The organism is Shewanella sp. 4_MG-2023 (assembly GCF_030548015.1).
Taxonomy (GTDB): domain Bacteria; phylum Pseudomonadota; class Gammaproteobacteria; order Enterobacterales; family Shewanellaceae; genus Shewanella.
This window is the reverse complement of record NZ_JAUORL010000016.1, coordinates 1-25,056: the sequence shown is the minus strand read 5'-3', so window position 1 is coordinate 25,056 and position 25,056 is coordinate 1. Positions and strand designations below refer to the sequence as shown.

The following is a 25,056-nucleotide window of genomic DNA, read 5'->3' as shown; positions in this document are numbered from 1 at the left end:
AATAGTAAAGGACTCAATAAATGGTTCAACAACGTTGTGGTTGGGTCAGTGATGACCCTATTTATCAAGACTATCATGACAATGTTTGGGGGCGGCCTGTTTATGATCCCATCGAGTTATTTGAAAAGCTTTGCTTGGATGGTCAGCAAGCAGGATTATCTTGGATCACCATTTTAAAGAAGCAACACAATTACCAAGCTTTGTTTGCCAATTTTGATCCAAAAGTGATTGCCACATTCGATGATGCCAAAGTCGAAGAATTACTATTAAACCCTGGAATTATCAGGAACCGTCTAAAGGTTAATTCTATTATTCGAAATGCCAAAGCCTATTTAGCCTTTGTTGAGCAGGGTAATGATTTTTCTGAATTTCTTTGGCAGTTTGTTGGCGGTAAGCCTGTCGTAAATCATTATTTAACTTCGGCGGATTTACCTGCTCAAACAGCAGAATCTGAGGCCATGTCTAAAGCACTTAAAAAGCTTGGGTTTAACTTTGTAGGGCCAACTATTTGTTATGCTTTTATGCAAGCGGTAGGTATGGTTAATGACCATACAACAGATTGTTTTTGTTATGGAAGCGATTTTGTTTAACGCAGTTTTTTAGCAAATAAAAAAAGGATGTTCCACGTGGAACATCCTTTTCTTTTTTTGCTAAATCATTTTCGATTAGCCTAAGCTTGTTGCCTCAGTATTAATCTTTTTTCTCAAAGAAAAATGGTTTACGGCTAACTTCTTCGCCATTCAATTGATTCATGGTTTCTGAATCAAATAACTTACCATTGACCATGGTGTAAGACACTTTATCAGTCACACGAATATCAGTTAATGGGTCGCCGTCAATCACAATAATATCAGCTAGTTTACCGGCTTTAATTGAGCCTATTTGATGATCCATACCGAAGGTGGTTGCAGGGTTTATGGTTGCTGTTTTCAGCACATCCATTTTGCTCATACCACCTTGAGCAAACATCCACATTTCCCAGTGCGCCGCTAAACCTTCACGTTGACCATGAGCACCAATATTGGGTTTGATGCCAATATCATTTAGCTCATTGGCAACCCGTGCCACATTGAAGTGATTGTAATGTTCATCCGGTGCAGTTGTTCTTCTCATTGAGCGGGCATTAAGAATATCAGACGGAACATACATGCTTAAGCGAGGGTGTGCCCAAACATCAGTTTTATCGTACCAGTAATGCTCGCCAGAAATACCGCCATATGCGACAACCAGTGTTGGGGTATAACCGACTTTGGTTTGACTCCAGAACTGTTTAATATCGCTATAGATAGAACCAACGGGTAATGAGTGTTCGACAGTGGTATGGCCATCAGCAATCATCGACAAGTTATGCTGCAGCAAACTACCACCTTCAGGAACCACCATCATTTCTAATTCACGGGCAGCCTGAATCACTTGTTGGCGTTGGTTACGACGTGGTTGGTTGTAACTTTTCACGCTGAAAGCGCCTACCTTTTTAAGACGCTCTAAATGGAATTTTGCATCATCCAGTGAATCTACATGGGATGTGTAACCTGGTGCATTAGCGCCGTATAAAATAGTTCCGGTTGAGAATATGCGCGGACCCACAATATTACCGGCTTTTTGTTGCTCTGATGCTGCAAAAATCTCAGTGGTGTCATTTGACGGATCATGTATTGCAGTCACGCCCAATGACAGTGCTGAGTATAATTGCCAGTTTTGCTGTGGCGTGATTTCATCATCTGCTTGGCTACCATGAGCATGGGCATCAAATAAACCTGGCATTAAAGTTTTACCTTTAATGTCGATGATTTGTGCATCAGTTGGAATGGTTAAGTTAGCATCGCCAACATTGACAATTTTATTATCTTTAACGATGACAACACCATTATCAATAACTTGGTCATTTTCCATGGTAATGATTTTGCCACCAACAAATGCGATTGTTCCACGTGGAACATCTGCTTTTTTAGTGAAACCAATAGCAGTAACTTCAGGCTTAGCTTCCTCATCGCTGTTGTAGTCAGTATCCACTTTGGCTTGATAAAGGTCTGGGCCTAAAGTCCAATAAATTTCTTCATTGTTACTGTTCCAGCTAATGCTTTCACCTGCGCGGGCACTTAATTGCATTACTGGTAAGTTTTTCGCTTTCGGGCTGATTTTGATGGTTTCGCCATGCTTGGCAAAAGGGGTGACATAAACTCTAAAGCGTTCAGCAAAGGCAAGGTGCTCACCATTTGGTGACACTCTAAATTCGGTAGCATGTTCGCTAGTGTAGTGAGTGCGTTTTTCAAAGCCGTCTAAACTGATTGATGCCAGTTCTGGGGTTTTACCGTGATCCATAAAAAAGACACGATTATTATCAGCGCCAAATTGTGGCTGATAACCGCTAGCTGAAACTTTGATATTTTGCTTATTCTTTAGATCAACTTTATATAAACCCGGTTCTTGGGACCAAGTTCTAGGAGTGACATATCCGCCTTTCGCTTTACGGTAGACAACGGTTTTACCATCTGGTGAAAAGGTTGGTTCGACATATTTACCTGGCAGTGATGTCAGTTGTTTACTGCGACCACCTTTGCTACTCACAATACTGACGGTGCCTTGGTCTTGATCATTCCAAGTGGTAAAGACGATATTCTTGCCGTCCCGTGACCATTGCGGGAATAGTTCATTAACGTCATCATCAAGTCTAGTTAAACGCTTTTGTTTACCATCTTCAATATCACGGATCCAAAGTTTGCCTAATGCTTCAAAAACCACTTTTTCACCGTTAGGTGAGACTTGTGCCATACGCAGCATTTTTACGTCGAAATTATCCTTATCTAGATTTTGAGTGAAGCGTACTGATGGTTGCACCTCTAATTCAGTTTTAACGCTGAAAGGAATATTCTCAACAGACTTGTCTTCAAGGGTTAATTTATTAATTTTACCTTTGGCCCAAAAAACAATTTGTTCATTGTCTTGGGTCCAAGACATGGTCGGATACACACCATGAATTGCCCATGTTTCTTGCATATCACGATCTAAATCACCATAAAGCTTAGTTTGCGCCCCTGATTTTAAATCGAGTAAATACAGCGAAGATTGGAAGCCATCACGTTTGATATAAGCTAACTTGGTGCCATCAGGGCTAGGTGTTGGGCGAATGGCGCCGCCAGTGCCTTCAAGTAATACTTCTATATCACCAGACTGAGTATCGTAGCGCTTAATTTTATAAATACCTTTTACTGAATCTTTTGAGTAGTGAAAGGTTTTGCCTGGGGTAGCATCTTGGCTGAAATAAATATATCTGCCATCAGGTGAATAGGCAGGCTCGCCTAAATCTTTTTGTTCGTTCGGACGCTCAGTTAATTTTACCCCTTCGCCGCCAGCGACGTGATACATCCACACTTCACCAGCACCTAAACTGCGACTACCGGTAAAATGTTTGCGGGCCACTAAGTATTGTGAGTCAGGGCTCCAAGCTGGGCTATTGAGCAAGCGGAAGGTTTCACTGGTTACAGGATGTGGGTTCGAACCGTCAGCATTCATTACCCAAATATTATCACCGCCATCTTCATCTGAGGTGAAGGCAATATATTTGCCATCTGGGCTATATACCGGCTGCATTTGCCAAGCGATGCCAGAAGCGAGTTTTTTTGCCTCGCCACCTTTTATTGGCATTTGATAAATATCACCGAGTAAGTCAAACACTATGGTCTTACCGTCAGGGGAAACGCTGACATTCATCCATGTGCCTTCGGTGACATCAATAGAGAGTTTTTCTAGCGGCGCGTTCGCAGGCGCATTAACTTGCCATTTTTCTGTTTCTTTAGAAGCATCATCAGAGGCATTAGCAGCAAGAGAAACACTTGCTAAGCTTAACGCTATCGCAGTGTAGAGAGGTTTTATTTTTGAAGTTAGCATGCACAGTCCATTTGTTGTCATTATTGTTATAGGTCGCGTTAACACTTTTATGTTTCTTAGTGTTATTGGCGAGTTACAAATCTGATGACATTTATCGCATATATTAGCCAATAACTAAATAGATATTCTGTTTCAAATAATGACAGCTATCGGGTGACTGCTAGGCTGTAGAATAATTATTTGCAGCTCAGCGATATGAAGCTGGGTGTTTAGCTATTTCAATCTGATAAATTGCTGTATGTTGGTTAAATTGTGGGGGGCTTTGAACTGAGTTTTAATTAAGTCGTATAAAAATACGTGAGTATGTATCTAATTTTGCAAGTTTGTTTAGTGTAATAAAGCACTGAATAGTTATTCATTTTGCTCAGTGCAACTGTCATTAAAGATAAAACTCAATAGGCACACTTATATGGTTATTATTGAAACCTGATCATCAATTTGGATCAGGCCTTCAGTTATCACTTTACAGGTTACGCCACCACGCCAATCTGGGGTGAGGGCTTTTTCAAGACCTTGCTGTGACTGCTCCATTTTTTTACATGGGTCGGTTTCACCGGTAATCAGTAAGCTAACATCATTACCAAGTTTAATGACTTTACCAACATCTGCGGCGCTAAACTTATAGCCATCAATTAATATATTGGCTCTTCGGGTTAACCAGTCTAAATCGGCATTAATTTCATTACAGGCTAATTGCCACTGTTGCTGCGACATGGCGGTCACTTGCCGTTTTCCGGGTTTTCCAAAAATATCGTTTTCAACGCCTTTTAATAAACTTACCTTGGCACAAAATACTGGCTTCATCGGCCCTTTTTTAGCAGTTTTGTAAGCAATAGCGTGTAACGAAATCATGATTAGAGGCCTTTTTTAATCAGGTATTTGTATGGTGTTTGGTTAGTATCACTTGCTAGAAGAGTATGATCCATAAACTCACAAAAGCTTGGAATATCACGGGTGGTTGCTGGATCATCAGCAGTAATTAATAGGCTTTCACCTTCTGCCATTTTACGCACAGTTTTACGGATCATCATTACAGGTTCTGGGCAACGTAAACCAAGCGCATCTAAGTGGTGGTCTGCGGCAGTAAAATCTTTAGTCATATCAATTCTTCTTACTCAACAATTGCGCTAATTTTACTCTGGTTAAAGTTTGATGCAACACTGATGCTAGCTTTATTAGTAAAGCGTGATGTTATGCTCACCGAAATATGATGTTCCACGTGAAACATTGCTTTAAAAGCAGGGATAAAAAAACCGAGCTAGATAGCTCGGTTTTTAATTTTGATGCTACTAATGTAGCTGTAATAGTAAATTAGATTTAGCTATCAACGCGCTCAAAGATAGTTGCAATGCCTTGGCCTAAACCAATACACATAGTGGCTAAACCATATTTAGCATCTTTTGCTTCCATCAAGTTAATCAGTGTTGTTGAGATACGCGTACCTGAACAACCTAATGGATGACCTAATGCAATCGCGCCACCATTTAAGTTAACTTTTTCGTCAACAACATCAGTTAAACCAAGATCTTTAACACATGGTAATGATTGCGCAGCGAATGCTTCATTCAATTCAATCACGTCCATATCATCTATGTTTAATCCAGCGCGAGCTAAGGCTTTGTTAGTTGCAGGAACTGGGCCGTAACCCATAATTGCTGCATCACAACCAGCAACCGCCATAGAGCGGATACGAGCACGAATCGGTAAACCTAATTCGCGAGCCTTTTCTTCTTCCATCACTAACATAGCTGAAGCGCCGTCAGAAAGTGCAGAAGAGGTACCCGCTGTTACTGTGCCGTTAGCTGGGTCAAACGCTGGGCGTAGACCTGATAAAGACTCTAATGACGTCTCTGGACGAATAACTTCATCGTGAGTCACTTTAATTAACGCGCCGTTTGCATCGTGTCCTTCGATAGGAACGATTTCATTATCAAAACGACCTTCAACAGTAGCTGCATGAGCGCGTTGATGAGAACGTACAGCAAAAGCGTCTTGTTGTTCACGAGTAATACCGTGCATTTTGCCTAGCATTTCAGCGGTTAAGCCCATCATGCCAGATGCTTTTGCCACGTTAGCAGCAAGACCTGGGTGGAAGTCTACACCATGGTTCATTGGTACATGACCCATGTGCTCAACACCACCAACGATAAAGGTATCGCCTTGGCCAGTCATAATTGCGCGGGCTGCTTGATGCAAGGCATCCATTGATGAACCACATAAGCGGTTAACCGTTACGGCGCCAGCTGATTTTGGAATGCCAGCTAAAAGCGCCGCGTTACGAGCAATGTTGAAACCTTGCTCAAGAGTTTGTTGCACACAACCCCAGATAACATCTTCGATATCTGTTGGATTAAGTTTTGGATTACGTGCTAATAATGATTTCATTAGCTCTGCAGATAAAGTTTCTGCACGTACATTTCTAAATACTCCAGCCTTAGAGCGGCCCATCGGAGTACGAATGCAGTCGACGATTACAGCGTTTTTCATGATGTTATTCCTTTACTGCTAATTAGGCTGGGTAGTAAGTACCGTTATTGGCTGCAAGCTCACGCATTGCATCAGTCACTTGATATAAACCACCTAAGTGAGCAAACTTGTCAGCAAGTGCAACAAAGTTAGCAACACCCATGGTATCTAGGTAACGGAATACACCGCCTCTAAATGGTGGAAAACCAATACCGTAAACCAGACCCATATCGCCTTCAGCAGGAGAAGCAATAATGCCTTCTTCTAAACAACGAACCGTTTCGATAATCATTGGGATCATACAACGAGCGATAACTTCATCTGCTTCGAATTCTTTTAGCTCACCAAATTCTTTACCTAACAATTCATAGCTTGTTGGATCTAAATCTTTCTTTGGCTTACCGCGACGGTCAACAGAGTAAGAGTAGAACCCTTTAGTATTCTTCTGACCAAAGCGCTCACTTTCAAACATGATGTCGATAGCATCTTTGCCATTTTTACCCATGCGGTCAGGGAAACCTTCAGCCATAACTGCTTGTGCATGATGACCTGTATCTAGACCAACAACGTCAAGTAAGTATGCTGGGCCCATTGGCCAACCGAATTGCTTTTCCATTACTTTATCGATTTTGGCAAAATCAGCACCGTCAGCCAGTAAACCACTGAAGCCGGCAAAGTAAGGGAACAATACGCGGTTAACAAAGAAACCTGGGCAATCGTTAACAACGATAGGAGTTTTACCCATTTTGCTGGCGTATGCCACAACAGAAGCAATCGTTTCTTCTGAGCTGTTTTCGCCACGAATGACTTCAACTAATGGCATTTTATGTACTGGGTTAAAGAAGTGCATGCCGCAGAAGCGCTCTGGCTTCTTCATGCTCTTCGCTAATAAGTTGATTGAGATAGTAGAGGTGTTTGATGCAATGATGGCATCATCTGCAACATAACCTTCAACTTCAGCTAATACAGACGCTTTAACTTTAGGATGCTCAACTACAGCTTCAACGATAACGTCAGCATCTTTAATGGGGGCATAATCTAACGCTGGAGTGATGTTGTTTAAAACTGCTGCCATTTTAGCTGGGGTAGAACGGCCACGCTTAACTTGCGCTGTCAGTAATTTAGCCGCTTCGCCTAAACCTAAATCTAATGCAGGTTGGGCGATGTCTTTCATGACAATCGGTGTACCTTTACTTGCACTTTGGTAAGCGATACCGCCACCCATGATGCCAGCGCCTAATACTGCAGCGCTGTTTACTTTCTTAGCCAGTTTACCGGCTTTCTTAGCTTTACCTTTAACGAACTGGTCGTTTAAGAAAATGCCAATTAATGCAGTGGCAACTTCAGTTTTCGCTAATTTGATGAAAGCTTTATTTTCTACTTTTAGCGCTTCTGCGCGATCAAGTGTTGCAGCTTGTTCAATAACGTTAACTGCCATCATAGGTGCAGGGTAATGTTTACCTGCAACTTTAAAGACCATGCCTTTAGCCGTTGCAAACGACATCATGGCTTCAAGCTTTGGCAATGTAAGTGGTTTAAGTTTACGTGCGCGGCGAGACTGCCAATCTAACTTTTCGTTGATGGCATCTTTTAGCATTTGTAGAGCAGCAGCTTCTAAATTTTCAGGTGCAACAACCGCATCAATAGCGCCAACTTTTAAAGCAGCCTCTGGGCGTTGATCTTTACCTGTGGTGATCCATTCTAGTGCGTTGTCAGCACCAATCACACGAGGTAAGCGCACAGTACCACCAAAACCTGGGATTAAACCAAGCTTGGTTTCTGGCAAGCCTATACGGGCGTTGGTGTCAGCGATGCGTAAGTCAGTCGCAAGGATAGCTTCACAACCGCCACCTAATGCAAAACCATTTACAGCAGAAGCTGTTGGGAATGGTAAGTCTTCAAGTTTATCAAATACTGCGCTGGCTTGTTCGACCCAAGATAATAAGGTGGCATCATCTTGCTCAAATAAACCTAAAAATTCTGTGATATCAGCGCCAACGATAAAGGTACTTTTACCAGAGGTAACCAGTAGGCCTTGTATGTTGGTGTTTTGCTTGATGCTTTCTAATGCAGCATCTAATGAAGAAAGAGTTTCTTTATCGAATTTATTTACCGAACCTGGTGCGTTAAAGCACAGCTTGGCAATATTATCCTCTAATAACTCAACTTGAATCGTAGGACTTTGGTAGATCATTGCTTGCTTCCTTTTTGCTAAAAGCGACTTCTACATCACAATCACTGTGTTGTTATCTAGCTTTGTTTTCACAGCAGCGACGGCCATCATTTGACCAGTTGCCAAACAGTGTGCGACGAAATGAAATAAAATACAACACCCAATTTAAACGTCCGTTTAAATAATTGGCAGCTAGAGTCAATTTTGCCCTTTGTGATACACTTCACAAGTTCTTTCATAACAAAAAATCATTACAGGGACTGAAATAATGGATCAGCTTGCTCATTTTTATCATGCACACATTGCAGAACTAAATCGCCGTGTTGCCGAAATAACACAAAGTGAACAGCTTGATGGGGTAGTTATTCATTCAGGCCAGGCTCATCGCCAGTTTCTTGATGATTTAAGTTACCCATTTAAAGTTAATCCACAGTTTAAAGCCTGGTTACCTGTGCTTGATAACCCCAATTGTTGGGTTGTCGCTAACGGAGTTGATAAACCGCAGCTGATATTTTATCGCCCGGTGGATTTTTGGCATAAAGTCAGTGATGAGCCCAATGATTTTTGGGCTGAACATTTTGAGATTAAATTGCTGACTAAAGCAGACCAAGTGGCGCAATTATTACCGGCTGATTTATCGCACTGGGCATATATTGGTGAGCATATTGATGTGGCTGAAGTGCTCGGCATCAGTTGCTGTAATCCTGATGCGGTAATGAATTACCTGCATTATCACCGCGCCGATAAAACCCAGTACGAACTGGAATGTTTGCGCCGCGCTAACCAAACTGCAATAAAAGGCCACTTAGCGGCTAAGAATGCTTTTTATAATGGTGGCAGCGAGTTTGAAATTCAGCAGCAGTATTTATCCGCCATTGGCCAAACTGAAAACGAAGTACCCTATGGCAATATTGTTGCCCTTAACCAAAATGCGGCGATATTGCATTACACCGTATTAGAGCATCAAATCCCGTCACCACGGTTATCATTCTTAATCGATGCGGGCGCTAACTATAATGGTTATGCATCTGACATTACCCGTACTTACTCTTTTGAGAAAAATAGTTTCTACGAGTTGATTGTGGAGATGAACAAGTTGCAGTTGTCACTAGTCGATATGATGAAGCCTGGGGTTAAATACCCTGATTTACACTTACGTTTTCATGCAAAACTGGCTAATTTGATGTTGGACTTTAATTTGGCAACAGGTGATGCTCAAGGCTTGGTCGAGCAGGGGATTACCAGTGTTTTCTGCCCCCATGGTTTAGGCCACATGCTGGGGTTACAAGTACACGATATGGGCGGCTTTTTAGGTGATGAAGCAGGCACCCATATTCCGACACCAGCTGGGCATCCATTTTTACGTTGCACCCGTGAAATCGCCGCTAACCAAGTTTTTACTATTGAACCGGGGATATATATTATCGACTCATTACTGGCAGGACTAAAAGCCGATCGGCGACAATCGCAAATAAATTGGGATAAAGTCGACGAATTAAGACCTTTTGGCGGCATTCGAATTGAAGATAATGTTATTGTGCACCAAGATAGAAACGAAAACATGACCCGAGAGCTAGGTCTCATTGACTGAACAATACCAAATACCCAATCAAACACTCACCATCGAAGAAGATATCAAGCACAGTCGATTTATCACTGTGCTGTTTCACTGTAGTAGTGAATTAGAGTTGAAGTGTGCGCTTACTAATATGAGGCTGGAATACCCGGGCGCTAACCATTATTGCTATGCTTTTGTGGCGTCCGATCCGCAAAATAGTATTGCCATTGGCAGCAGCGACGATGGCGAGCCTGCAGGCAGTGCTGGTCGGCCGATGTTAGCAACGTTACAAGGTTCAAATATTGGTGAGATTGGCGCTATTGTAGTGCGCTACTTTGGCGGCACTAAGTTAGGCGTGGGTGGCTTAGTGCGGGCTTACTCATCGGGGATCAAGTCTGGTTTAACCGAACTTGAGACCAAAACTAAATATATTCGCTATAGTACTAAGCTGAGTTGCAGTTACCCGCAACTTAATCAAATTGAATATTTGGTTAATCAATTTGATGGTGTTATCAGCAATAAAGTCTTTACTGATGTTATCGAAATTGAATTTGAAATTGCCAAAGCATTTCATGATGACTTTAATCGTGAGCTGGCCACCCAAACCCAAGGTCAGCTTAAGGCAAAGTTTAACGTTTGATGAGTGTAAAAAGTATGCCAAAATACAAAGTCATAACGATAATAAGCTCAATTGTTAATCGCTGATCTTTAAAGATGTGATTAGCTGAGGTGTTATGGCTTATTAGCGCGCCCGAGTCTTGGGCGGCATTAACAACGATGCTCTCAAATTAGTGCAAAATAAAACCTATGCGATATAAACACAGTGCAATATAAAACAATTATTAGAATCACTGGCCTGCTGATGGGATTATTTTCTATCACTATGCTGCCACCTGCATTAGTCGCCATTTTTTATAAAGATGGCGGCGGTACTGCATTTATACAGGCGTTTTGCGTCAGTTTATTTTTAGGTTTTTTACTTTGGTATCCAAACCGGGCTCAAAAAGGCGATTTGCGCACCCGCGAAGGCTTTTTGATTGTGGTGATGTTTTGGACGGTACTGGGCTCCATCGGGGCACTACCATTTATCTTTTCTACCGAGCCCGACTTAAGTTGGACAGACAGCTTCTTTGAATCCTTTTCAGCGTTGACTACCACAGGGGCCACCGTGATTGTCGGCCTCGATGATTTACCCAAAGCGATATTGTTTTATCGACATCTGCTGCAGTGGATGGGTGGCATGGGGATCATTGTGCTCGCGGTAGCCATTTTGCCGCTGTTAGGTATTGGTGGTATGCAGCTCTATAAAGCTGAAATACCCGGGCCGGTAAAAGACAGTAAGATGAAACCGCGAATTGCCGAGACCGCCAAGGCGCTTTGGTATATCTACTTATTATTAACTGTGGCTTGTGCGACAGCATTTTATTTTGCTGGCATGAGCGCCTTTGATGCTATTTGTCATTCATTCTCGACCATTGCTATTGGTGGTTTCTCAACTCATGATGCCAGTATTGGCTATTTTAATAGCCCGCTGATCAATGTTATTTGTGCGGTGTTTTTACTGATTGCGGCTGTTAACTTTAGCCTGCATTTCGCCGCGTTCAGTTGGCGGGGGATTAATTTTAAAGTCTATTTTCGTGATGCTGAATTTAAAGCCTTAATTGGTATTCAATTGGTATTAACCGCTATTTGTTTCGCGACTTTATATAATGCTGGCATATATGATTCGCCAGAGCAGACCTTAGATTATGCTTTTTTCCAGGTGGTGTCGATATCCACTACGGCTGGTTTTGGCACCGAAAGTTTTAACTCTTGGCCATTGTTTTTGCCTATATTATTAATCTTTTCTAGTTTTATTGGTGGTTGTGCTGGCTCTACCGGGGGCGGCATGAAAGTGATCCGCTTTGTGCTCTTGTTGCTACAAGGCTCTCGTGAAATGAAGCGTTTAATACACCCTAAGGCCATGTATTCGATTCGAATTGGTAAGTCTGCTTTGCCTGATCGTGTCATTGATGCGGTATGGGGATTTTTCTCTGCGTATGCCTTAGTGTTTGTCATTTGTATGGTGCTATTAATGGCAATGGAAATGGACGCCATTACCGCCTTTAGTGCAACAGCTGCCAGTATTAATAATCTAGGCCCAGGCTTAGGAGAGGTGGCCAGTAACTATGCCAGCGTGACTGATGGGGCTAAATGGGTGTTGGTACTGGCCATGCTATTTGGCCGTTTAGAGGTGTTTACCTTGTTAGTGTTATTTACGCCGACTTTTTGGAAAAACTAATGAGCTAGCTATTTTCAATGGGTATTTAGCGCTTATTACTGTTGAGGAAATCGTCGATTAAAAGGAAGAGATATGCTTAAAAGCATCATGATATATTCGACAGTCGATGGACAAACTTTGTCTATTTGTAACAAGCTTAAGTTGATGCTAGAAGAGGCTGGCGAACAGGTGACTTTGGTTTCTCTTGTTGAAGCAAAGTCGTTACCACTCACGGACTTTGACAAGGTACTCATAGGCGCCAGCATTCGTTATGGCAAACATCGACCTGAGCTTTATGAGTTCATACAGGCAAACCTGAGCAGCTTGTCCTCAATGAGAAGCGCATTTTTTACGGTAAATGTTGTTGCTCGAAAGCCCCTTAAAAATACCCCTGAAACCAATCCGTATATGCAAAAGTTTCTGCAATTATCTCAATGGCAGCCTAACTTATTAGGCGTGTTTGCAGGGAAGATAGATTACCCGAAGTATCGCACCATGGATAGAGTGATGATCCGCTTTATCATGTGGATGACCAAAGGGCCAACAGATATCACAGGTACTTATGAGTTTACCGATTGGAATAAAGTCGATGAGTTTGCCAATGACTTTATTCAGCTTAATAGTCGTTAAGGCTTATTAAGCTGCGCAATATAAACGATGCAAAATTGAGATAACTTCAGTCACTTCAGCATTTTTTAGGGTGTAATACACGTTCTGTGAGCTTTTACGAGTATTGACTAAATCTTGGGCTCGAATGACTGCAAGGTGTTGAGATAATGCTGATTGGCTTAATGGCACCGTTTCATTTAATTCAGTGACACTGCGTTCTTTTTCCAGCAGTAAACACAAAATCATCAATCGATAAGGATTAGCAATCGCTTTTAGCCATTTGGCTGCCATCTCGGCATTACCTAGCATCGACTCTACATCAATATTTTTAGACATTTATTTACCTATTACTGATTTAATACTCAGATTCATCATACTGCTGGCGAACTTAGATCTCAATTTTATCATCTAATTATATGAGACGTTTCTAATTTGTGATCAAAGAGCACGATTATAATAGCCTTTTTTGTAACAATGGCTGCTTATTCAAGCAACAATCGGTGTTGAAATGGCAAAAACTTTAGTTATTTATTATTCAAGAGGTGGGCATACTGCACAAATTAGTCGTGCAATTGCAGAGCAGATTGTCCATAACGGTCATCAGTGTGATGTGGTCAATATTCTTGATAATAACCATGCTGACATTGATTGGGCAAGCTATGATGTTATTGCGTTAGGGGCTTGTGTTTTATATGGTTCTTATCATAAGTCGGTATTTGAATTTGTTAATCGTTACCAACAACAGCTGAGCAGCAAGCCCAATAGCTTTTTCTGTGTCAACGTTGTGGCACGTAAGCCTGAAAAACGCATTCCAGAAAATAATAAATACCTACAAAAGTTTATTGAGCTTTCACCTTGGCAGCCACAAGATGTCAAAATCATTGCAGGTAAAGTGAATTACCCATCGTGGACTTGGTATGACAGCTTGGCGATTCGCTTAATTATGAAAATGACTGACGGCCCGACTGATCCTAAGAGCGTGATTGATTACACTGATTGGGAAGATGTGAAAGTGTATGCCGATCATGTAGTCAGCCTTGGGGTTACAGCGGTCGCGAGCTAGCTCTTTGAGTTAGCTTGTTACGTTAGTACTTCAAGCTAGTGCGTCTAATTAGTACTTCCAAAATTTGGGGGCGAACAGTACCGCCACGGTAATGATTTCTAATCGCCCCAATAACATTCCAAAAGCCAGCGCCCATTTAGCGGTATCCGGTAAGCTGGCAAAATTACCCGCAGGCCCAATAACAGGCCCAAGACCTGGGCCGACATTAGTTACCGCAGTAATGGCGCCTGAAATACTGGTTACAGGATCTAAGCCTGTGAGCACCAAGGTCACCGCAAGTAATATAATCACAATCAAAAACAGCATGATAAAGGCCATAATTGAGCGAATAATATCATTATCAATGACGCGATGATTATAGCGCTTACTGACTACAGCTTGAGGATGGACTTGTTGAGTTAATTGCTGGAGCATGACTTTAAGTGAAATCTGAAAGCGAAATATTTTAATCCCACCAGAGGTCGAGCCGGAGCAGCTACCAGCAAACATCAGAAATAAAAAACTGATACTGGCAAAAGCGCCCCATGCCTGATAATCGGTTAAGCCATAGCCAGTCGTTGTAACCACTGAGATGACGTTAAACCCAGATAGGCGCATGGCGTCGAGCAGTGCTATATCTGATTTGAACCAAAGCCAAAAGCCAAGGGTTACCGACACCAAGATGATAAATTTTATAAAGCCTTTAACTTGTTCGTCATTCCATATCTTTAAGGTTTTTTGCTGAATGCTTTGTACAAACATCAGCAGCGGCAAGCCTCCTGCAGCCATAAACACAATTGCGACCCAATGGGCTGCTGGAGTAAAAGCTGACATTGAGCTATCAGACGTTGAATAGCCGCCAGTAGACAGTGTGGTCATGGCATGATTAATGGCTTCAAACCAATGCATCCCCGACAAGTGGTAGGCCAAGGCACATAACACGGTAAGCACAACATAGACCTCAAAAAGGTATTTGGCCATGTGTTGGGTCCGTGGAGTGGTTTTGTCGCTCCAGTCTGACGACTCGGTGCGAAACAGGCGCATACCACCGACATTGAGAAAAGGCAGAATGGCTACCGCCATGACAATAAAACCGATCCCACCAAGCCATTGTAATAGGGATCGCCAAATTAAAATGCTGTGGTCCATGTCGTCTAAGCCTGACAGCACAGTTGAGCCTGTGGTGGTGATGCCGGACATGGTTTCGAAAAAGGCGTCGGTATAGTTAATACCGTGGTAAAGGGTGAAAGGTAAGGCGGCAAATAAACTGACTACCAGCCAAGTCATGCTGGTGAGAAAAAACATATCGCGGATATTAAGGTTAACGTCGCTGTTGCGGCCTGCTTGAATACATAAAATCGCAACGAGGCCGCTAAACAAACCGGACATCATAAATGCGCCGATAGTTTCTTCATGATAAAACAGCGCAAAAGCCATTGGCACCAGCATGAAGCCAGTGAGAATAGATAAAAAAGCGCCAATGACAAACAGTAGCGGTTTTAAATTCAGCATAGTGCCATTAATGGTGACGCTAGAAGAAAAACGCGCTCGGTTGGAACAGCTTTTCTACATCGCCAATGAACTTTTTATTTACTAAAAATAGAATCACATGATCTCCTTCTTCAATGACGGTTTTATCATGACCCATAATCACTTCATCATTTCTAACGATAGCGCCAATGGTCGTTCCTGGGGGTAATTTTATGTCGCTGATTTGCTTGCCGACCACTTTTGAGGTGGAAGAACTGCCATGGGCAATGGCTTCGATAGCTTCAGCTGCGCCGCGACGTAATGAGTAAACATTACAAATATCGCCTTGGCGGATATGGGTCAGTAAGGCTGAAATGGTGGTTTGCTGCGGCGAAATTGCAATATCGATATTGGCTTCTTGGACAATATCCACATAGGCTTCACGTTGAATAAGCACCATGACTTTTTTGGCGCCCATTCGCTTAGCTAATAGCGCCGACATAATGTTAGCTTCGTCATCATTGGTGACAGCTATAAACACATCTGTTTGGTCAATGTGCTCTTCTTGCAGTAACTCTTGATCCGATGCATCACCGTTAAATACTGTGCAGTTTTCTAACCTTTCTGACAGGCTTTCTGCGCGCTCTAAACTGTGTTCAATGAGTTTGACTGAGTGCTTTTTTTGTAATCTTTTTGCAAGGCCATAACCAATATTACCACCACCGGCGATCATGATATTACGGTAAGAATTATCCAGCTTTTGCATTTCACTCATCACCGCTCGCACATGGCGGGTGTCGGCAACGAAAAACACTTCATCATCGGCTTCGATAATGGTGGTACCGCGGGGCATAATCGCTTTGCCTTTACGGAAAATAGCCGCGACCCGGGTATCAATATTCGGCATATGTTCACGCAGCGTTGCCAGCGCGTTACCCACTAATGGCCCACCATAATAAGCCTTAATGGCCACTAGGCTTAATTTGCCTTTAGCAAACTCGAGTACTTGCAGTGCGCCAGGGTATTGCACTAAACGTTCAATATAGGCGGTAACAAGTTGCTCTGGGGCAATCAATTCATCAATAACAAAGCCACCACGTAATTTGGTGTCACTGTTTTTAACTTCGGTATTGATGAACAATTTGTCGCGCTGCTCAAGGTAAGCTTCTGAGCGGATCCGGGCTATTTTGGTTGGGGTGCCAAATAAGCTGTATGCAATATGGCATGCAGCCATATTGCATTCATCACTATTGGTGACTGCAATTAGCATATCGGCATCTTCTGCGCCGGCCCTTTTTAAGGTGCTCGGGTGAGCACCATGGCCGATGACGGTTTGCAAATCGAATTTATCTTGTAAGTATTTAACTCTGGCGCGGTTATTATCCACTAAGGTGATGTCGTTATTTTCACCGACGAGGTTTTCAGCCAGTGTGCCGCCAACTTGGCCTGCGCCCAAAATAATAATTTTCATTGCTGTGCGGGTATCCCTACTAAACGAGCTTAAAGCGCTTTAACTAAACGTGCGTAGTAAAAGCCATCACAATTGTTTTGGCCTGGTAGCAATTGCCAACCAATATCATCAGCAGATGATTGTTGGGCGATTGGTACTAATGTCGCATCGCTTGTTCTTTGTAAAAATTGCTCTATTTGCTGGCTGTTTTCTTCTGGCAAAATTGAGCAAGTGGCATAAAGCATGGTGCCGCCGGGTTTCAGCCATTTCCAGCAATGATCAATGATTTGTTGTTGCAGTAAAGCCAGTTCATCAATATCACTGTTTTTACGTAGCCACTTAATGTCAGGGTGGCGACGAATGACACCGGTTGCAGAGCAAGGGGCATCTAATAAGATCCGGTCAAACTTTTCACCTTGCCACCAAGTATCAATATTGGCTGCATCACCATGAATAACTTGCGCTTTTAATTGTAATCTGTCCAGATTTTGTTGCACACGCTCTAAGCGTTTGTCATCAAAATCTACCGCGACTAGACTAATGTTTGGCGCAGTTTCTATTAGATGGCAGGTTTTTCCGCCGGGTGCAGCACAGGCATCAAGAACCAGTTCATTAGTTTCTGGTGCTAATAGCGTTGCTGCCCACTGCGCGGCCCCATCTTGTACTGAGGCTGAGCCTTCAGCAAAACCGGGTAATCGCATTACATCTGTTGGACTAGCAAGTAAAATCGCATCATCACTCGCACCGGCACTGGCTTCTACTTCTTGTTCAGCAAGTAGCGCTAAGTATTGCTCACGGGTTTGTGATAGCTGATTGTTGCGCAGCCACATTGGTGGGCGTTGATGGCTTTGCTCAATAACTTGTTGCCATTGATCTGGGTAGGCCGATTTTAGGCGTTTAATAAACCAAGCAGGAGTATTGTATTTCAGGGTGTCGTTGTCAGTATTTAGTGGTGCTTCTTTACGTTGAATATTACGAAGAACACCATTAACCACTTTAACTAAACCATCAAATTTCATTTGGCGGCAGGCTTCAGCGGTTTCTGAAATGGCCGCATGAGCAGGAATTCGAGTGAAGTAAAGCTGATAACAACCCACCAATAATAATTGGTGCAATATACGCTGCTTACCTTTAAAGGGTTTGCTTAAGCAGTCACTGACACATTTATCCAGTTGTGGCAGTTGACGCATTACGCCATAACAAAGTTCTGCTAATAGGGCTTTGTCTTTACCATTTTCGAGATGTTGTTGTTGATCTGGCAAGGCCACCGATAGTGAAATGCCTTTCTCAAGTACATTGAAAATGGCTTTGGCTGCGAGCGCTCTAACATTCATTATGGCTGTGCCTCATTGTCTTCTTTCGCGACTGGGTTAAAGTTTACCCCTGGGGCAAACCAGTCTGCGCGTGAGTTAAGAATATCTGCGACAGGCATTTGCTTTTTACCCGGTAATTGCATGACTTGTAGCTGCAAAGAGCCTTCGCCTGTAGCGACGGTGACACCTTGCTTATTGCTGTCTAGTACGGTACCAGGTGTGGCATTAGTGCCATTACTATCAACAGCATTATTGTAACTCGCTTGCCATACCTTGATGGTATTGCCTTGGTGGCTAAAATGACTAGCTGGCCAAGGGTTAAAGGCGCGAATTTCTTGCCATAATTGTTTCGCAGGCTTAGTCCAATCTATTTGAGCTTCTTCTTTAGATAACTTTTCAGCATAGTTAGCTAAAGATTCATCTTGTTGTTCAGCAACGAGGGTGCCTTTGCTTAAACCTTCAAGCGCTTCTATTAACGCTGGCGGTCCTTGTTCGGCTAATTTGCTATACAAGGTTGCAGAAGTGTCGGTGTCTTCAATTTTAAGCGACGTTTTAAGTAACATGTCACCAGTATCTAAACCGATATCCATTTGCATAATCGTGACGCCAGTTTCGCTGTCACCAGCCCAAAGCGCGCGCTGGATTGGCGCGGCGCCACGCCAGCGAGGCAATATAGAACCGTGTACATTAATACAACCCAGTTTTGGCGTATCTAATACTATCTTTGGCAGGATTAATCCGTATGCAACGACGACCATAATGTCAGCGTTTAAGGCAGCAAGCTCTGCTTGGGCATCCTCTTTGCGTAATGATGGCGGCTGATATACAGGGATATCGTTGGCAACAGCAAGCTGCTTTACCGGGCTTGCTTGCAGTTTTTTGCCACGGCCCGCAGGTCTATCTGGCTGCGAATACACCGCAATCACATTGTGGTCGGAATTAATAAGTGCCTGCAAATGTAAAGCGGCAAAGTCTGGCGTGCCAGCAAAGATAATATTTAACGGTTTCAAATGGAGTCCTATGCTTCTTTTGCTTCTAAACGGGCTTCTTTCTCAAGTTTAGTCTTGATACGGTCACGTTTCATTTTTGACAAGTAATCGACGAACAACTTGCCTTTTAAATGATCCATTTCGTGCTGTAGACAGATGGCAAATAGCTCATCCGCTTCAACCGTAAACTCTTTACCGTGACGATCTTGGGCTTTTAAGGTAACAAATTCAGCACGATCAACTTTAGCGTAAATGCCCGGAACCGAAAGACAGCCTTCTTCATTAGTGAACTCGCCGCTTTTGCTGACAATCTCAGGATTAATGAAAATGGCCGGACGCTCAACTTCATCCTGCAGGTCCATCACAATTAATTGTTGATGGAAATCTACCTGAGTAGCCGCAAGTCCAATGCCTTTTTCCTCGTACATTGTTTCAAGCATGTTATCTATTTGGGTTTGCAAAACCTCACCAAAATCGGTGACAGGCTTAGCAACTGTGCGTAATCTTTCATCTGGAAAACGTAAAACTTTTAATAATGGCATATATAAACTCTTAACAAGTCTGTCAAATTTCAGCCAGTTAGCTATACTGGCTTGGTTAATGGGTTAATTTTAATCCTTACTGACTATCAATAACAGCAAAAGCTCTAATAAAGAGCTAAACACATGGAATGAACCATGAAACGGATATTTTTACTCGCGTTTTTGACACTAAGTACCATAGCCTCAACCTTGGTTTTGGCTGATAAATTAACATTAAAGTCTGGTCACCCCGATTCATATATCGTTAAAAAAGGCGATACGCTGTGGGATATATCAGCCTTTTTCTTAGACGATCCTTGGCGTTGGCCTAAATTATGGGGCGCAAATCCACAGATTGCGAACCCGCATTTAATTTATCCTGGCGATCGACTCACCTTAGTGTTTATCGATGGACAACCACGGTTAGTATTAAAGCAGCATATCAAAAAAGGCCCTGAAGGGCGCATTAGCGACAAAGGTGGTCCAATCCCTGCTATTGATTTATCACTGATCCAGCCTTATTTGGTGCAAAACCGAATCGTAGACCCAGAATGGCTTGATGGCTTGCCAATGATCCTTGCTGGTGAAAGTCCATCTCGTCATCATACAGTAGGAGATGTGGTTTATATTAATGCCAATTTACCTGTTGGTGAAAAGCTGGCGGTATACCAAGAAGGTAGAGAGTTTTTTGATAAAGAAAATAGCGAGTTACTAGGGCAAGAAATTATTTTGACTGCCAGTGGTCGAGTGATTGAATCTGGCGACATTTCAAAAGTGCAATTACTGAGTAACTTACGCGAATCGAAAGCCGGTTTTAAAGTTGCACCGGTAGAAGATGAAGCGCTGATGTCAGCTTACTTTATTCCTAAAGCGGCGCCAGAGTCTGTGCCTGCTAACGTGTTAGCCATTGAGAAAGATATTCGTGAAGTTGGCAAGCTAGATATCGTTTATCTTGATAAAGGGGCTGTTGATGGTATCGACACCGGTCATGTGTTTGGTATTTATCGCAATGGTGAAACCATTGTCATCAATAGTGACGGCATGCCGGTATCAACCATTGATCGTAGTGCTTACGACAACTTAAAAGCCAAAATATCTGACGATAATGCTATTACCATGCCTGATATTTTCCATGGCAAGTTAATGGTGTTTAAAGTTTTCGAAAAGACCAGTATGGCGATTATTATTGCCAATGAACGTCCTGTGCGAGTTGACGATAAGTTAGTCACCCCTAAGACGACTGAGTTAAAAGGCGAGTAATCGATAATAAACTGGTCGACTGGCTAGTTGTTTGTGCAGTATCCGGGCTAGGACCCGCCCGGATTCAACAATTATTAACTCAAATGGATGTTGAGGAATTACGGCAACGTTTAGAGTTTGAAAAGCAGTCTTTGCCATTATCGGCAAAGCTGCTGTCTCAATGCCAAATTGATTTTGATAAAGTTGATTTGGCCATTGAGTGGCTTAATCTATCCCCGCAACATCACATTGTTACTTTGTCAGACCCTGACTATCCCGCATTACTGCAACAAATATCAGATCCTCCCGGAGTGTTATTTATTAAAGGCCAACTCGAAGCCTTGCTACGACCTTCAATTGGCATGGTGGGGAGTCGCAATGCATCCGTTGGTGGTTTGAATATGGCAAAGGCGTTAGCCACAGAGATGGTTCAGATGGGCTTTTCAATAACCAGCGGTATGGCGGCTGGGATTGATGGTGCAGCCCATAAAGGAGCAGTAGACAGTAATGGCGTAACCCTTGCGGTATTAGGTACTGGTGTTGAATGTATTTACCCTAAACGCCATAGCAATTTGTATCACCAAATCCAGCATCAAGGTTGTGTACTGAGTGAGTTTTGGCCGCAGGTTGGCCCCTATGCAGGTAACTTTCCTCGGCGAAATCGCATTATTAGTGGTTTATCACTGGGCACGATTGTTGTGGAGGCAACGCGCAAAAGTGGCTCGTTGATCAGTGCGCGCTTGGCGATGGAGCAAAATCGAGAAGTGTTTGCAGTGCCCGGCTCGGTGCTCGGTGGCTATAACCAAGGTTGCCATGACTTGTTAAAAAATGGCGCTAAATTGGTAGAATGTGCAACAGATGTTGTTGAAGAATTGTCCGCATTGACGCAGTTTCACCTTGAAAATGTCGCTAATCGTCACCATATAGCAGATAATACAACAAATTTGCCATTTTCTGCGCTGTTAGCTAGTGTAGGTTATGAGGCTACTAGTTTAGATGCAGTAGTCGAGCATAGTGGAAAGTCGATAGATCTGGTGTTAGTTGAAATGCTTGAACTTGAATTACAGGGCCAGGTGGCACAAGTGCCTGGTGGTTACGTCAGATTAGAGAGGAGATAACCATGTTTGATATCCTCATGTACCTTTTTGAAAACTATGTTCATAGCGAAGTAGAGCTATTAGTTGACGAAGATGAGCTTACCAAAGAGTTAACCCGAGCAGGTTTTCATCAAGCAGATATTTTGAAAGCCCTGTCTTGGCTAGAAAGATTGGCTGATTTACAAGAAGGTGATAAACCTTACTTGTGCAATCATGCCCAGCAGTCATTCCGTATTTATACCAAAGATGAAATGGATAAATTGGATGTTGAGTGCCGTGGGTTTTTATTGTTTCTTGAACAAATCCAAGTGCTCAGTGTTGAAACCCGTGAAATGGTCATCGAACGGGTGATGGCGCTAGATGAAACCACCCTAATCTTGGAAGATTTAAAGTGGGTGGTGTTGATGGTGTTATTTAATGTACCAGGCAACGAGTCTGCTTATGAGCAAATGGAAGATCTTATTTTTGAACAGCCTGATGGGCGGTTACATTCTTAAGTCTTTAAACCTATTGTCATGAGTTAACTAAATAAGGAGGCTAGGCCTCCTTTTTTGATCGTCAGCTTGGCTATTTTGTCATCCCTGTGTAACCTGAATAGGGTGACACCTTTATGTAATATTGAGAGTAAAATGTCTAAAATCGATCAGCAATTGTTTACTGTGCACGAGCATGCTTTGGAGAAAGAGTTTGAACTCTGCCCAAAGTGTGGCTGTGAGTTGTCAGTTAAAAATAGTAAACATGGTGGATTCATAGGCTGTAATAATTATCCTACTTGTGACTTTACGCGGCCTCTAGTTCAACATGAGTCCATTGAAACTCAAGTGATAGAAGGCTCTGAATGCCCAGAGTGTGGCAATGAGCTGGCAGTTAAGTCTGGCCGTTTTGGTATTTTTATTGGCTGTACTCACTATCCTGAATGTACTCACATTGAAAAACACGATCACGATGAAAATGCAGAGGTTATCAACTGCCCCCATTGTAAAAAAGGCCATTTAGAATCTCGTACCAGTCGCTTTGGTAAAACCTTTTTTGCCTGTAATACTTACCCTAAATGTAAGTACTTAGTGAATTTTCCGCCCCATAATGAATCTTGCCCTGAATGTAATTTTGGTATTTTAGTTGAGCGTAAGGGCGCAGCTGGAAGCCGTTTAGAATGCCCGCAGAAATCATGTAAATATAAGCGTCCAATATAACTTTTTTGACTCTATTCGCCTTATATCAGTATTTGTTCATATCCTTATTATCTGTATAATTTATCGATAATTTATAAGATTAAAGGGTATTTCATGCAATTGTTGCATCCAACAGATGTTACTGAAGTGTTTGAGCAAGGAGAGGTGTTTGCTTATCCCACTGAAGCCGTTTATGGCCTTGGCTGCGATCCTGATAACCTATCAGCTATTCAAAAGTTACTTGAAATCAAACAACGTCCTTGGCAAAAGGGCGTTATCCTAGTTGCCAGCGACTATAAACAACTGCAGCCCTATATTGATGAATCACAACTCACAGAGGCACAACTTGCCTTTGCCTTTAGTAAGTGGCCAGGGCCTTTTACCTTTGTGATGCCAATTAAGTCAGAGGTTAGCCAATTATTATGTGGCGAGTTTGATTCCATTGCGGTGCGAGTTTCGGCTCATCCAGTGGTAAAAGCATTATGTGACGCCACTAATAAAGCCATTGTTTCAACTAGTGCTAATTTAGCCGGTCATGCGCCCGCACTGACCATAGCAGAAATTCAAGATACTTTTTCCACTACTGTTGCGGCTGTGATAACTGGTGATCTTGGTGCTCAGCGCCAGCCTTCAACCATTATCGATGCTCGTAGCGGCAAAATATTACGTAACGGACAGTAATTTAATAAAAATAATCGAATAAACAATAAGGAATTTGATATGGCAATGCCTGATGCCGCAGTCGTAAAGCAGTACCTGTTATCCCTACAAGCCAATATCTGTGCTGGTTTAGAAGCGTTAGATGGAAAGGCCAGCTTTCAAGCGGAATCGTGGGAGCGCGCCGAAGGTGGTGGTGGCACCAGTAAGGTGATGACCGCAGGCCATGTATTTGAACAAGCTGGTGTTAACTTCTCCCATGTGATGGGCGCAGCAATGCCGGCATCAGCCACCGCGCATCGTCCAGAGCTAGCTGGACGTAGCTTTGAAGCTATGGGCGTGTCATTGGTTATCCATCCTAAAAATCCTTTTATTCCTACAACTCATGCGAATGTGCGCTTTTTTATTGCCCATAAAGATGGCGCTGATCCCGTATGGTGGTTTGGTGGCGGGTTTGATTTAACTCCTTACTATCCATTTGAAGAAGATGTGGTTTCATGGCATCAAACCTCGGCCGATATTTGCGCCCCATTTGGTGATGAGGTTTATCCCAAATATAAAAAGTGGTGTGATGAATACTTCTTTTTGCCTCATCGTAATGAAACCCGTGGGGTCGGTGGATTATTCTTTGATGATCTCAATGAGCCTGGTTTTGATAAGAGTTTTGAGTTTATGCAAGCCGTGGGTAATGGTTTCTTAACGGCTTATTCGCCGATTGTTGAGCGTAATAAAGATCTTGAATATAACGATGATGAGCGCCAGTTCCAACTGTACCGTCGAGGCCGTTATGTTGAGTTTAATTTGGTTTATGACCGTGGCACTTTATTTGGCTTACAAACCGGTGGTCGCACTGAGTCTATTTTGATGTCTATGCCGCCCTTGGTTCGCTGGGAGTATGGCTTTACCCCAGAAGAAGGCTCCCAAGAGGCGGAGCTATACGAGCGCTACCTTAAACCACAAGATTGGTTGAAGCTGGAAAGCTAGCTTTAAATGAGTCGGTATAATTTAGTCGACAGGTTGGTGGCGGTGCGGAATCGATTCTAATGTCTATGCTTCATCATTAGTTCGCTGGGAATATGGCTTTACCCCAGAAGAAGGCTCCCAAGAGGCGGAGCTATACGAGCGCTACCTTAAACCACAAGATTGGTTGAA

23 protein-coding genes are annotated in these 25,056 nt (G+C 42.8%); 12 read left to right on the top strand and 11 right to left on the bottom strand.

Translation table 11 applies throughout. From position 1 onward, the window contains the following. The first annotated feature begins 20 nt into the window (after window positions 1–20). The gene (locus Q4546_RS10620; protein ID WP_102436424.1) at window positions 21–590 is read left to right on the top strand and encodes a DNA-3-methyladenine glycosylase I; all 570 of its coding nucleotides are present in this window, start codon (window positions 21–23) and stop codon (window positions 588–590) included. Between the two features lie 100 nt (window positions 591–690). On the opposite strand, the gene Q4546_RS10615 is transcribed toward Q4546_RS10620, so the two are convergent. The 5 genes from Q4546_RS10615 to fadB all read right to left on the bottom strand — a co-directional run bounded on the left by Q4546_RS10615 (window position 691) and on the right by fadB (window position 8,548). Further along, window positions 691–3,888 (bottom strand): amidohydrolase family protein, encoded by a 3,198-nt coding sequence (locus Q4546_RS10615; protein ID WP_303446251.1) that lies wholly within the window; start codon window positions 3,886–3,888, stop codon window positions 691–693. 405 nt (window positions 3,889–4,293) lie between these two features. Then, window positions 4,294–4,740 (bottom strand): MOSC domain-containing protein, encoded by a 447-nt coding sequence (locus tag Q4546_RS10610; RefSeq protein WP_303446250.1) that lies wholly within the window; start codon window positions 4,738–4,740, stop codon window positions 4,294–4,296. A gap of 2 nt (window positions 4,741–4,742) precedes the next feature. After that, complete coding sequence (gene tusA, locus Q4546_RS10605) at window positions 4,743–4,988, bottom strand: sulfurtransferase TusA (protein WP_102436430.1); 246 nt, start codon at window positions 4,986–4,988, stop codon at window positions 4,743–4,745. Window positions 4,989–5,205: 217 nt separating this feature from the next. Further along, on the bottom strand, window positions 5,206–6,375 hold the full coding sequence (fadA, locus tag Q4546_RS10600; protein ID WP_102475870.1) for an acetyl-CoA C-acyltransferase FadA: 1,170 nt from the start codon (window positions 6,373–6,375) through the stop codon (window positions 5,206–5,208). A 22-nt stretch (window positions 6,376–6,397) separates the two neighbouring features. Then, window positions 6,398–8,548, bottom strand: coding sequence for a fatty acid oxidation complex subunit alpha FadB (gene fadB, locus Q4546_RS10595; protein ID WP_102520276.1), 2,151 nt, complete (start codon window positions 8,546–8,548; stop codon window positions 6,398–6,400). A gap of 247 nt (window positions 8,549–8,795) precedes the next feature. Between fadB and pepQ the strand changes: the two genes are divergently transcribed. The 4 genes from pepQ (at window position 8,796) to hemG (Q4546_RS10575) (ending at window position 12,975) form a co-directional block, all read left to right on the top strand. Further along, window positions 8,796–10,118, top strand: a complete 1,323-nt coding sequence (pepQ, locus tag Q4546_RS10590) for a Xaa-Pro dipeptidase (RefSeq protein ID WP_303446249.1) — start codon at window positions 8,796–8,798, stop codon at window positions 10,116–10,118. Beyond that, a complete protein-coding gene (locus Q4546_RS10585; protein ID WP_102436438.1) occupies window positions 10,111–10,725 on the top strand; it encodes a YigZ family protein in 615 nt (204 codons plus the stop codon). The genes pepQ and Q4546_RS10585 overlap by 8 nt, the downstream gene beginning before the upstream one ends. 183 nt (window positions 10,726–10,908) lie before the next feature. Beyond that, on the top strand, window positions 10,909–12,366 hold the full coding sequence (locus tag Q4546_RS10580) for a TrkH family potassium uptake protein (RefSeq protein ID WP_102436440.1): 1,458 nt from the start codon (window positions 10,909–10,911) through the stop codon (window positions 12,364–12,366). Window positions 12,367–12,438: 72 nt separating this feature from the next. After that, window positions 12,439–12,975, top strand: coding sequence for a menaquinone-dependent protoporphyrinogen IX dehydrogenase (hemG, locus tag Q4546_RS10575; RefSeq protein WP_303446248.1), 537 nt, complete (start codon window positions 12,439–12,441; stop codon window positions 12,973–12,975). A gap of 6 nt (window positions 12,976–12,981) precedes the next feature. On the opposite strand, the gene Q4546_RS10570 is transcribed toward hemG (Q4546_RS10575), so the two are convergent. Next, window positions 12,982–13,290 (bottom strand): metalloregulator ArsR/SmtB family transcription factor, encoded by a 309-nt coding sequence (locus Q4546_RS10570; protein WP_076541734.1) that lies wholly within the window; start codon window positions 13,288–13,290, stop codon window positions 12,982–12,984. Window positions 13,291–13,462: 172 nt separating this feature from the next. Here Q4546_RS10570 and hemG (Q4546_RS10565) point away from each other — a divergent pair, with 172 nt between their 5' ends. Beyond that, window positions 13,463–14,017 (top strand): menaquinone-dependent protoporphyrinogen IX dehydrogenase, encoded by a 555-nt coding sequence (hemG, locus tag Q4546_RS10565; RefSeq protein WP_102436444.1) that lies wholly within the window; start codon window positions 13,463–13,465, stop codon window positions 14,015–14,017. A gap of 48 nt (window positions 14,018–14,065) precedes the next feature. On the opposite strand, the gene Q4546_RS10560 is transcribed toward hemG (Q4546_RS10565), so the two are convergent. The 5 genes from Q4546_RS10560 to def are packed head-to-tail and all read right to left on the bottom strand — an operon-like array spanning window position 14,066 to window position 19,760. Then, window positions 14,066–15,508: a TrkH family potassium uptake protein gene (locus Q4546_RS10560; RefSeq protein ID WP_303446247.1), complete on the bottom strand. Its 1,443-nt coding sequence runs from the start codon at window positions 15,506–15,508 to the stop codon at window positions 14,066–14,068. A 19-nt stretch (window positions 15,509–15,527) separates the two neighbouring features. Then, window positions 15,528–16,937, bottom strand: a complete 1,410-nt coding sequence (gene trkA, locus Q4546_RS10555; protein WP_076541730.1) for a Trk system potassium transporter TrkA — start codon at window positions 16,935–16,937, stop codon at window positions 15,528–15,530. 29 nt (window positions 16,938–16,966) lie between these two features. Next, on the bottom strand, window positions 16,967–18,250 hold the full coding sequence (gene rsmB / locus Q4546_RS10550; protein ID WP_102475874.1) for a 16S rRNA (cytosine(967)-C(5))-methyltransferase RsmB: 1,284 nt from the start codon (window positions 18,248–18,250) through the stop codon (window positions 16,967–16,969). After that, window positions 18,250–19,239: a methionyl-tRNA formyltransferase gene (gene fmt / locus Q4546_RS10545; protein WP_102475875.1), complete on the bottom strand. Its 990-nt coding sequence runs from the start codon at window positions 19,237–19,239 to the stop codon at window positions 18,250–18,252. Before fmt ends, rsmB begins: the two co-directional genes overlap by 1 nt. Window positions 19,240–19,247: 8 nt before the next feature. After that, complete coding sequence (gene def, locus Q4546_RS10540) at window positions 19,248–19,760, bottom strand: peptide deformylase (protein WP_303446246.1); 513 nt, start codon at window positions 19,758–19,760, stop codon at window positions 19,248–19,250. Window positions 19,761–19,895: 135 nt separating this feature from the next. Here def and Q4546_RS10535 point away from each other — a divergent pair, with 135 nt between their 5' ends. The 6 genes from Q4546_RS10535 to hemF all read left to right on the top strand — a co-directional run bounded on the left by Q4546_RS10535 (window position 19,896) and on the right by hemF (window position 24,888). Next, complete coding sequence (locus tag Q4546_RS10535; RefSeq protein WP_198589321.1) at window positions 19,896–20,999, top strand: LysM peptidoglycan-binding domain-containing protein; 1,104 nt, start codon at window positions 19,896–19,898, stop codon at window positions 20,997–20,999. 83 nt (window positions 21,000–21,082) lie between these two features. Then, window positions 21,083–22,096 carry a DNA-processing protein DprA gene (dprA, locus tag Q4546_RS10530; RefSeq protein ID WP_102436454.1) on the top strand — a complete coding sequence of 338 codons (1,014 nt, stop codon included), beginning with the start codon at window positions 21,083–21,085 and terminating at the stop codon, window positions 22,094–22,096. A 2-nt stretch (window positions 22,097–22,098) separates the two neighbouring features. After that, window positions 22,099–22,572, top strand: coding sequence for a DUF494 family protein (locus tag Q4546_RS10525; RefSeq protein WP_076541718.1), 474 nt, complete (start codon window positions 22,099–22,101; stop codon window positions 22,570–22,572). A 132-nt stretch (window positions 22,573–22,704) separates the two neighbouring features. Next, window positions 22,705–23,268 (top strand): type I DNA topoisomerase, encoded by a 564-nt coding sequence (locus Q4546_RS10520; protein WP_102436456.1) that lies wholly within the window; start codon window positions 22,705–22,707, stop codon window positions 23,266–23,268. A 93-nt stretch (window positions 23,269–23,361) separates the two neighbouring features. Then, window positions 23,362–23,928, top strand: a complete 567-nt coding sequence (locus Q4546_RS10515; protein WP_102436458.1) for an L-threonylcarbamoyladenylate synthase — start codon at window positions 23,362–23,364, stop codon at window positions 23,926–23,928. Window positions 23,929–23,967: 39 nt separating this feature from the next. Next, on the top strand, window positions 23,968–24,888 hold the full coding sequence (hemF, locus tag Q4546_RS10510) for an oxygen-dependent coproporphyrinogen oxidase (RefSeq protein ID WP_102475877.1): 921 nt from the start codon (window positions 23,968–23,970) through the stop codon (window positions 24,886–24,888). Window positions 24,889–25,056: the final 168 nt, after the last annotated feature.

Bases quoted from the DNA above. Each gene is read 5' to 3' on its own strand.
- Q4546_RS10620 (WP_102436424.1), top strand. From the start codon at position 21: ATGGTTCAACAACGTTGTGGTTGGGTCAGTGATGACCCTATTTATCAA.
- Q4546_RS10615 (WP_303446251.1), bottom strand. From the start codon at position 3,888: ATGCTAACTTCAAAAATAAAACCTCTCTACACTGCGATAGCGTTAAGC.
- Q4546_RS10610 (WP_303446250.1), bottom strand. From the start codon at position 4,740: ATGATTTCGTTACACGCTATTGCTTACAAAACTGCTAAAAAAGGGCCG.
- tusA (WP_102436430.1), bottom strand. From the start codon at position 4,988: ATGACTAAAGATTTTACTGCCGCAGACCACCACTTAGATGCGCTTGGT.
- fadA (WP_102475870.1), bottom strand. From the start codon at position 6,375: ATGAAAAACGCTGTAATCGTCGACTGCATTCGTACTCCGATGGGCCGC.
- fadB (WP_102520276.1), bottom strand. From the start codon at position 8,548: ATGATCTACCAAAGTCCTACGATTCAAGTTGAGTTATTAGAGGATAAT.
- pepQ (WP_303446249.1), top strand. From the start codon at position 8,796: ATGGATCAGCTTGCTCATTTTTATCATGCACACATTGCAGAACTAAAT.
- hemG (WP_303446248.1), top strand. From the start codon at position 12,439: ATGCTTAAAAGCATCATGATATATTCGACAGTCGATGGACAAACTTTG.
- Q4546_RS10570 (WP_076541734.1), bottom strand. From the start codon at position 13,290: ATGTCTAAAAATATTGATGTAGAGTCGATGCTAGGTAATGCCGAGATG.
- hemG (WP_102436444.1), top strand. From the start codon at position 13,463: ATGGCAAAAACTTTAGTTATTTATTATTCAAGAGGTGGGCATACTGCA.
- Q4546_RS10560 (WP_303446247.1), bottom strand. From the start codon at position 15,508: ATGCTGAATTTAAAACCGCTACTGTTTGTCATTGGCGCTTTTTTATCT.
- trkA (WP_076541730.1), bottom strand. From the start codon at position 16,937: ATGAAAATTATTATTTTGGGCGCAGGCCAAGTTGGCGGCACACTGGCT.
- rsmB (WP_102475874.1), bottom strand. From the start codon at position 18,250: ATGAATGTTAGAGCGCTCGCAGCCAAAGCCATTTTCAATGTACTTGAG.
- def (WP_303446246.1), bottom strand. From the start codon at position 19,760: ATGCCATTATTAAAAGTTTTACGTTTTCCAGATGAAAGATTACGCACA.
- Q4546_RS10535 (WP_198589321.1), top strand. From the start codon at position 19,896: ATGAAACGGATATTTTTACTCGCGTTTTTGACACTAAGTACCATAGCC.
- dprA (WP_102436454.1), top strand. From the start codon at position 21,083: ATGGATGTTGAGGAATTACGGCAACGTTTAGAGTTTGAAAAGCAGTCT.
- Q4546_RS10525 (WP_076541718.1), top strand. From the start codon at position 22,099: ATGTTTGATATCCTCATGTACCTTTTTGAAAACTATGTTCATAGCGAA.
- Q4546_RS10520 (WP_102436456.1), top strand. From the start codon at position 22,705: ATGTCTAAAATCGATCAGCAATTGTTTACTGTGCACGAGCATGCTTTG.
- Q4546_RS10515 (WP_102436458.1), top strand. From the start codon at position 23,362: ATGCAATTGTTGCATCCAACAGATGTTACTGAAGTGTTTGAGCAAGGA.
- hemF (WP_102475877.1), top strand. From the start codon at position 23,968: ATGGCAATGCCTGATGCCGCAGTCGTAAAGCAGTACCTGTTATCCCTA.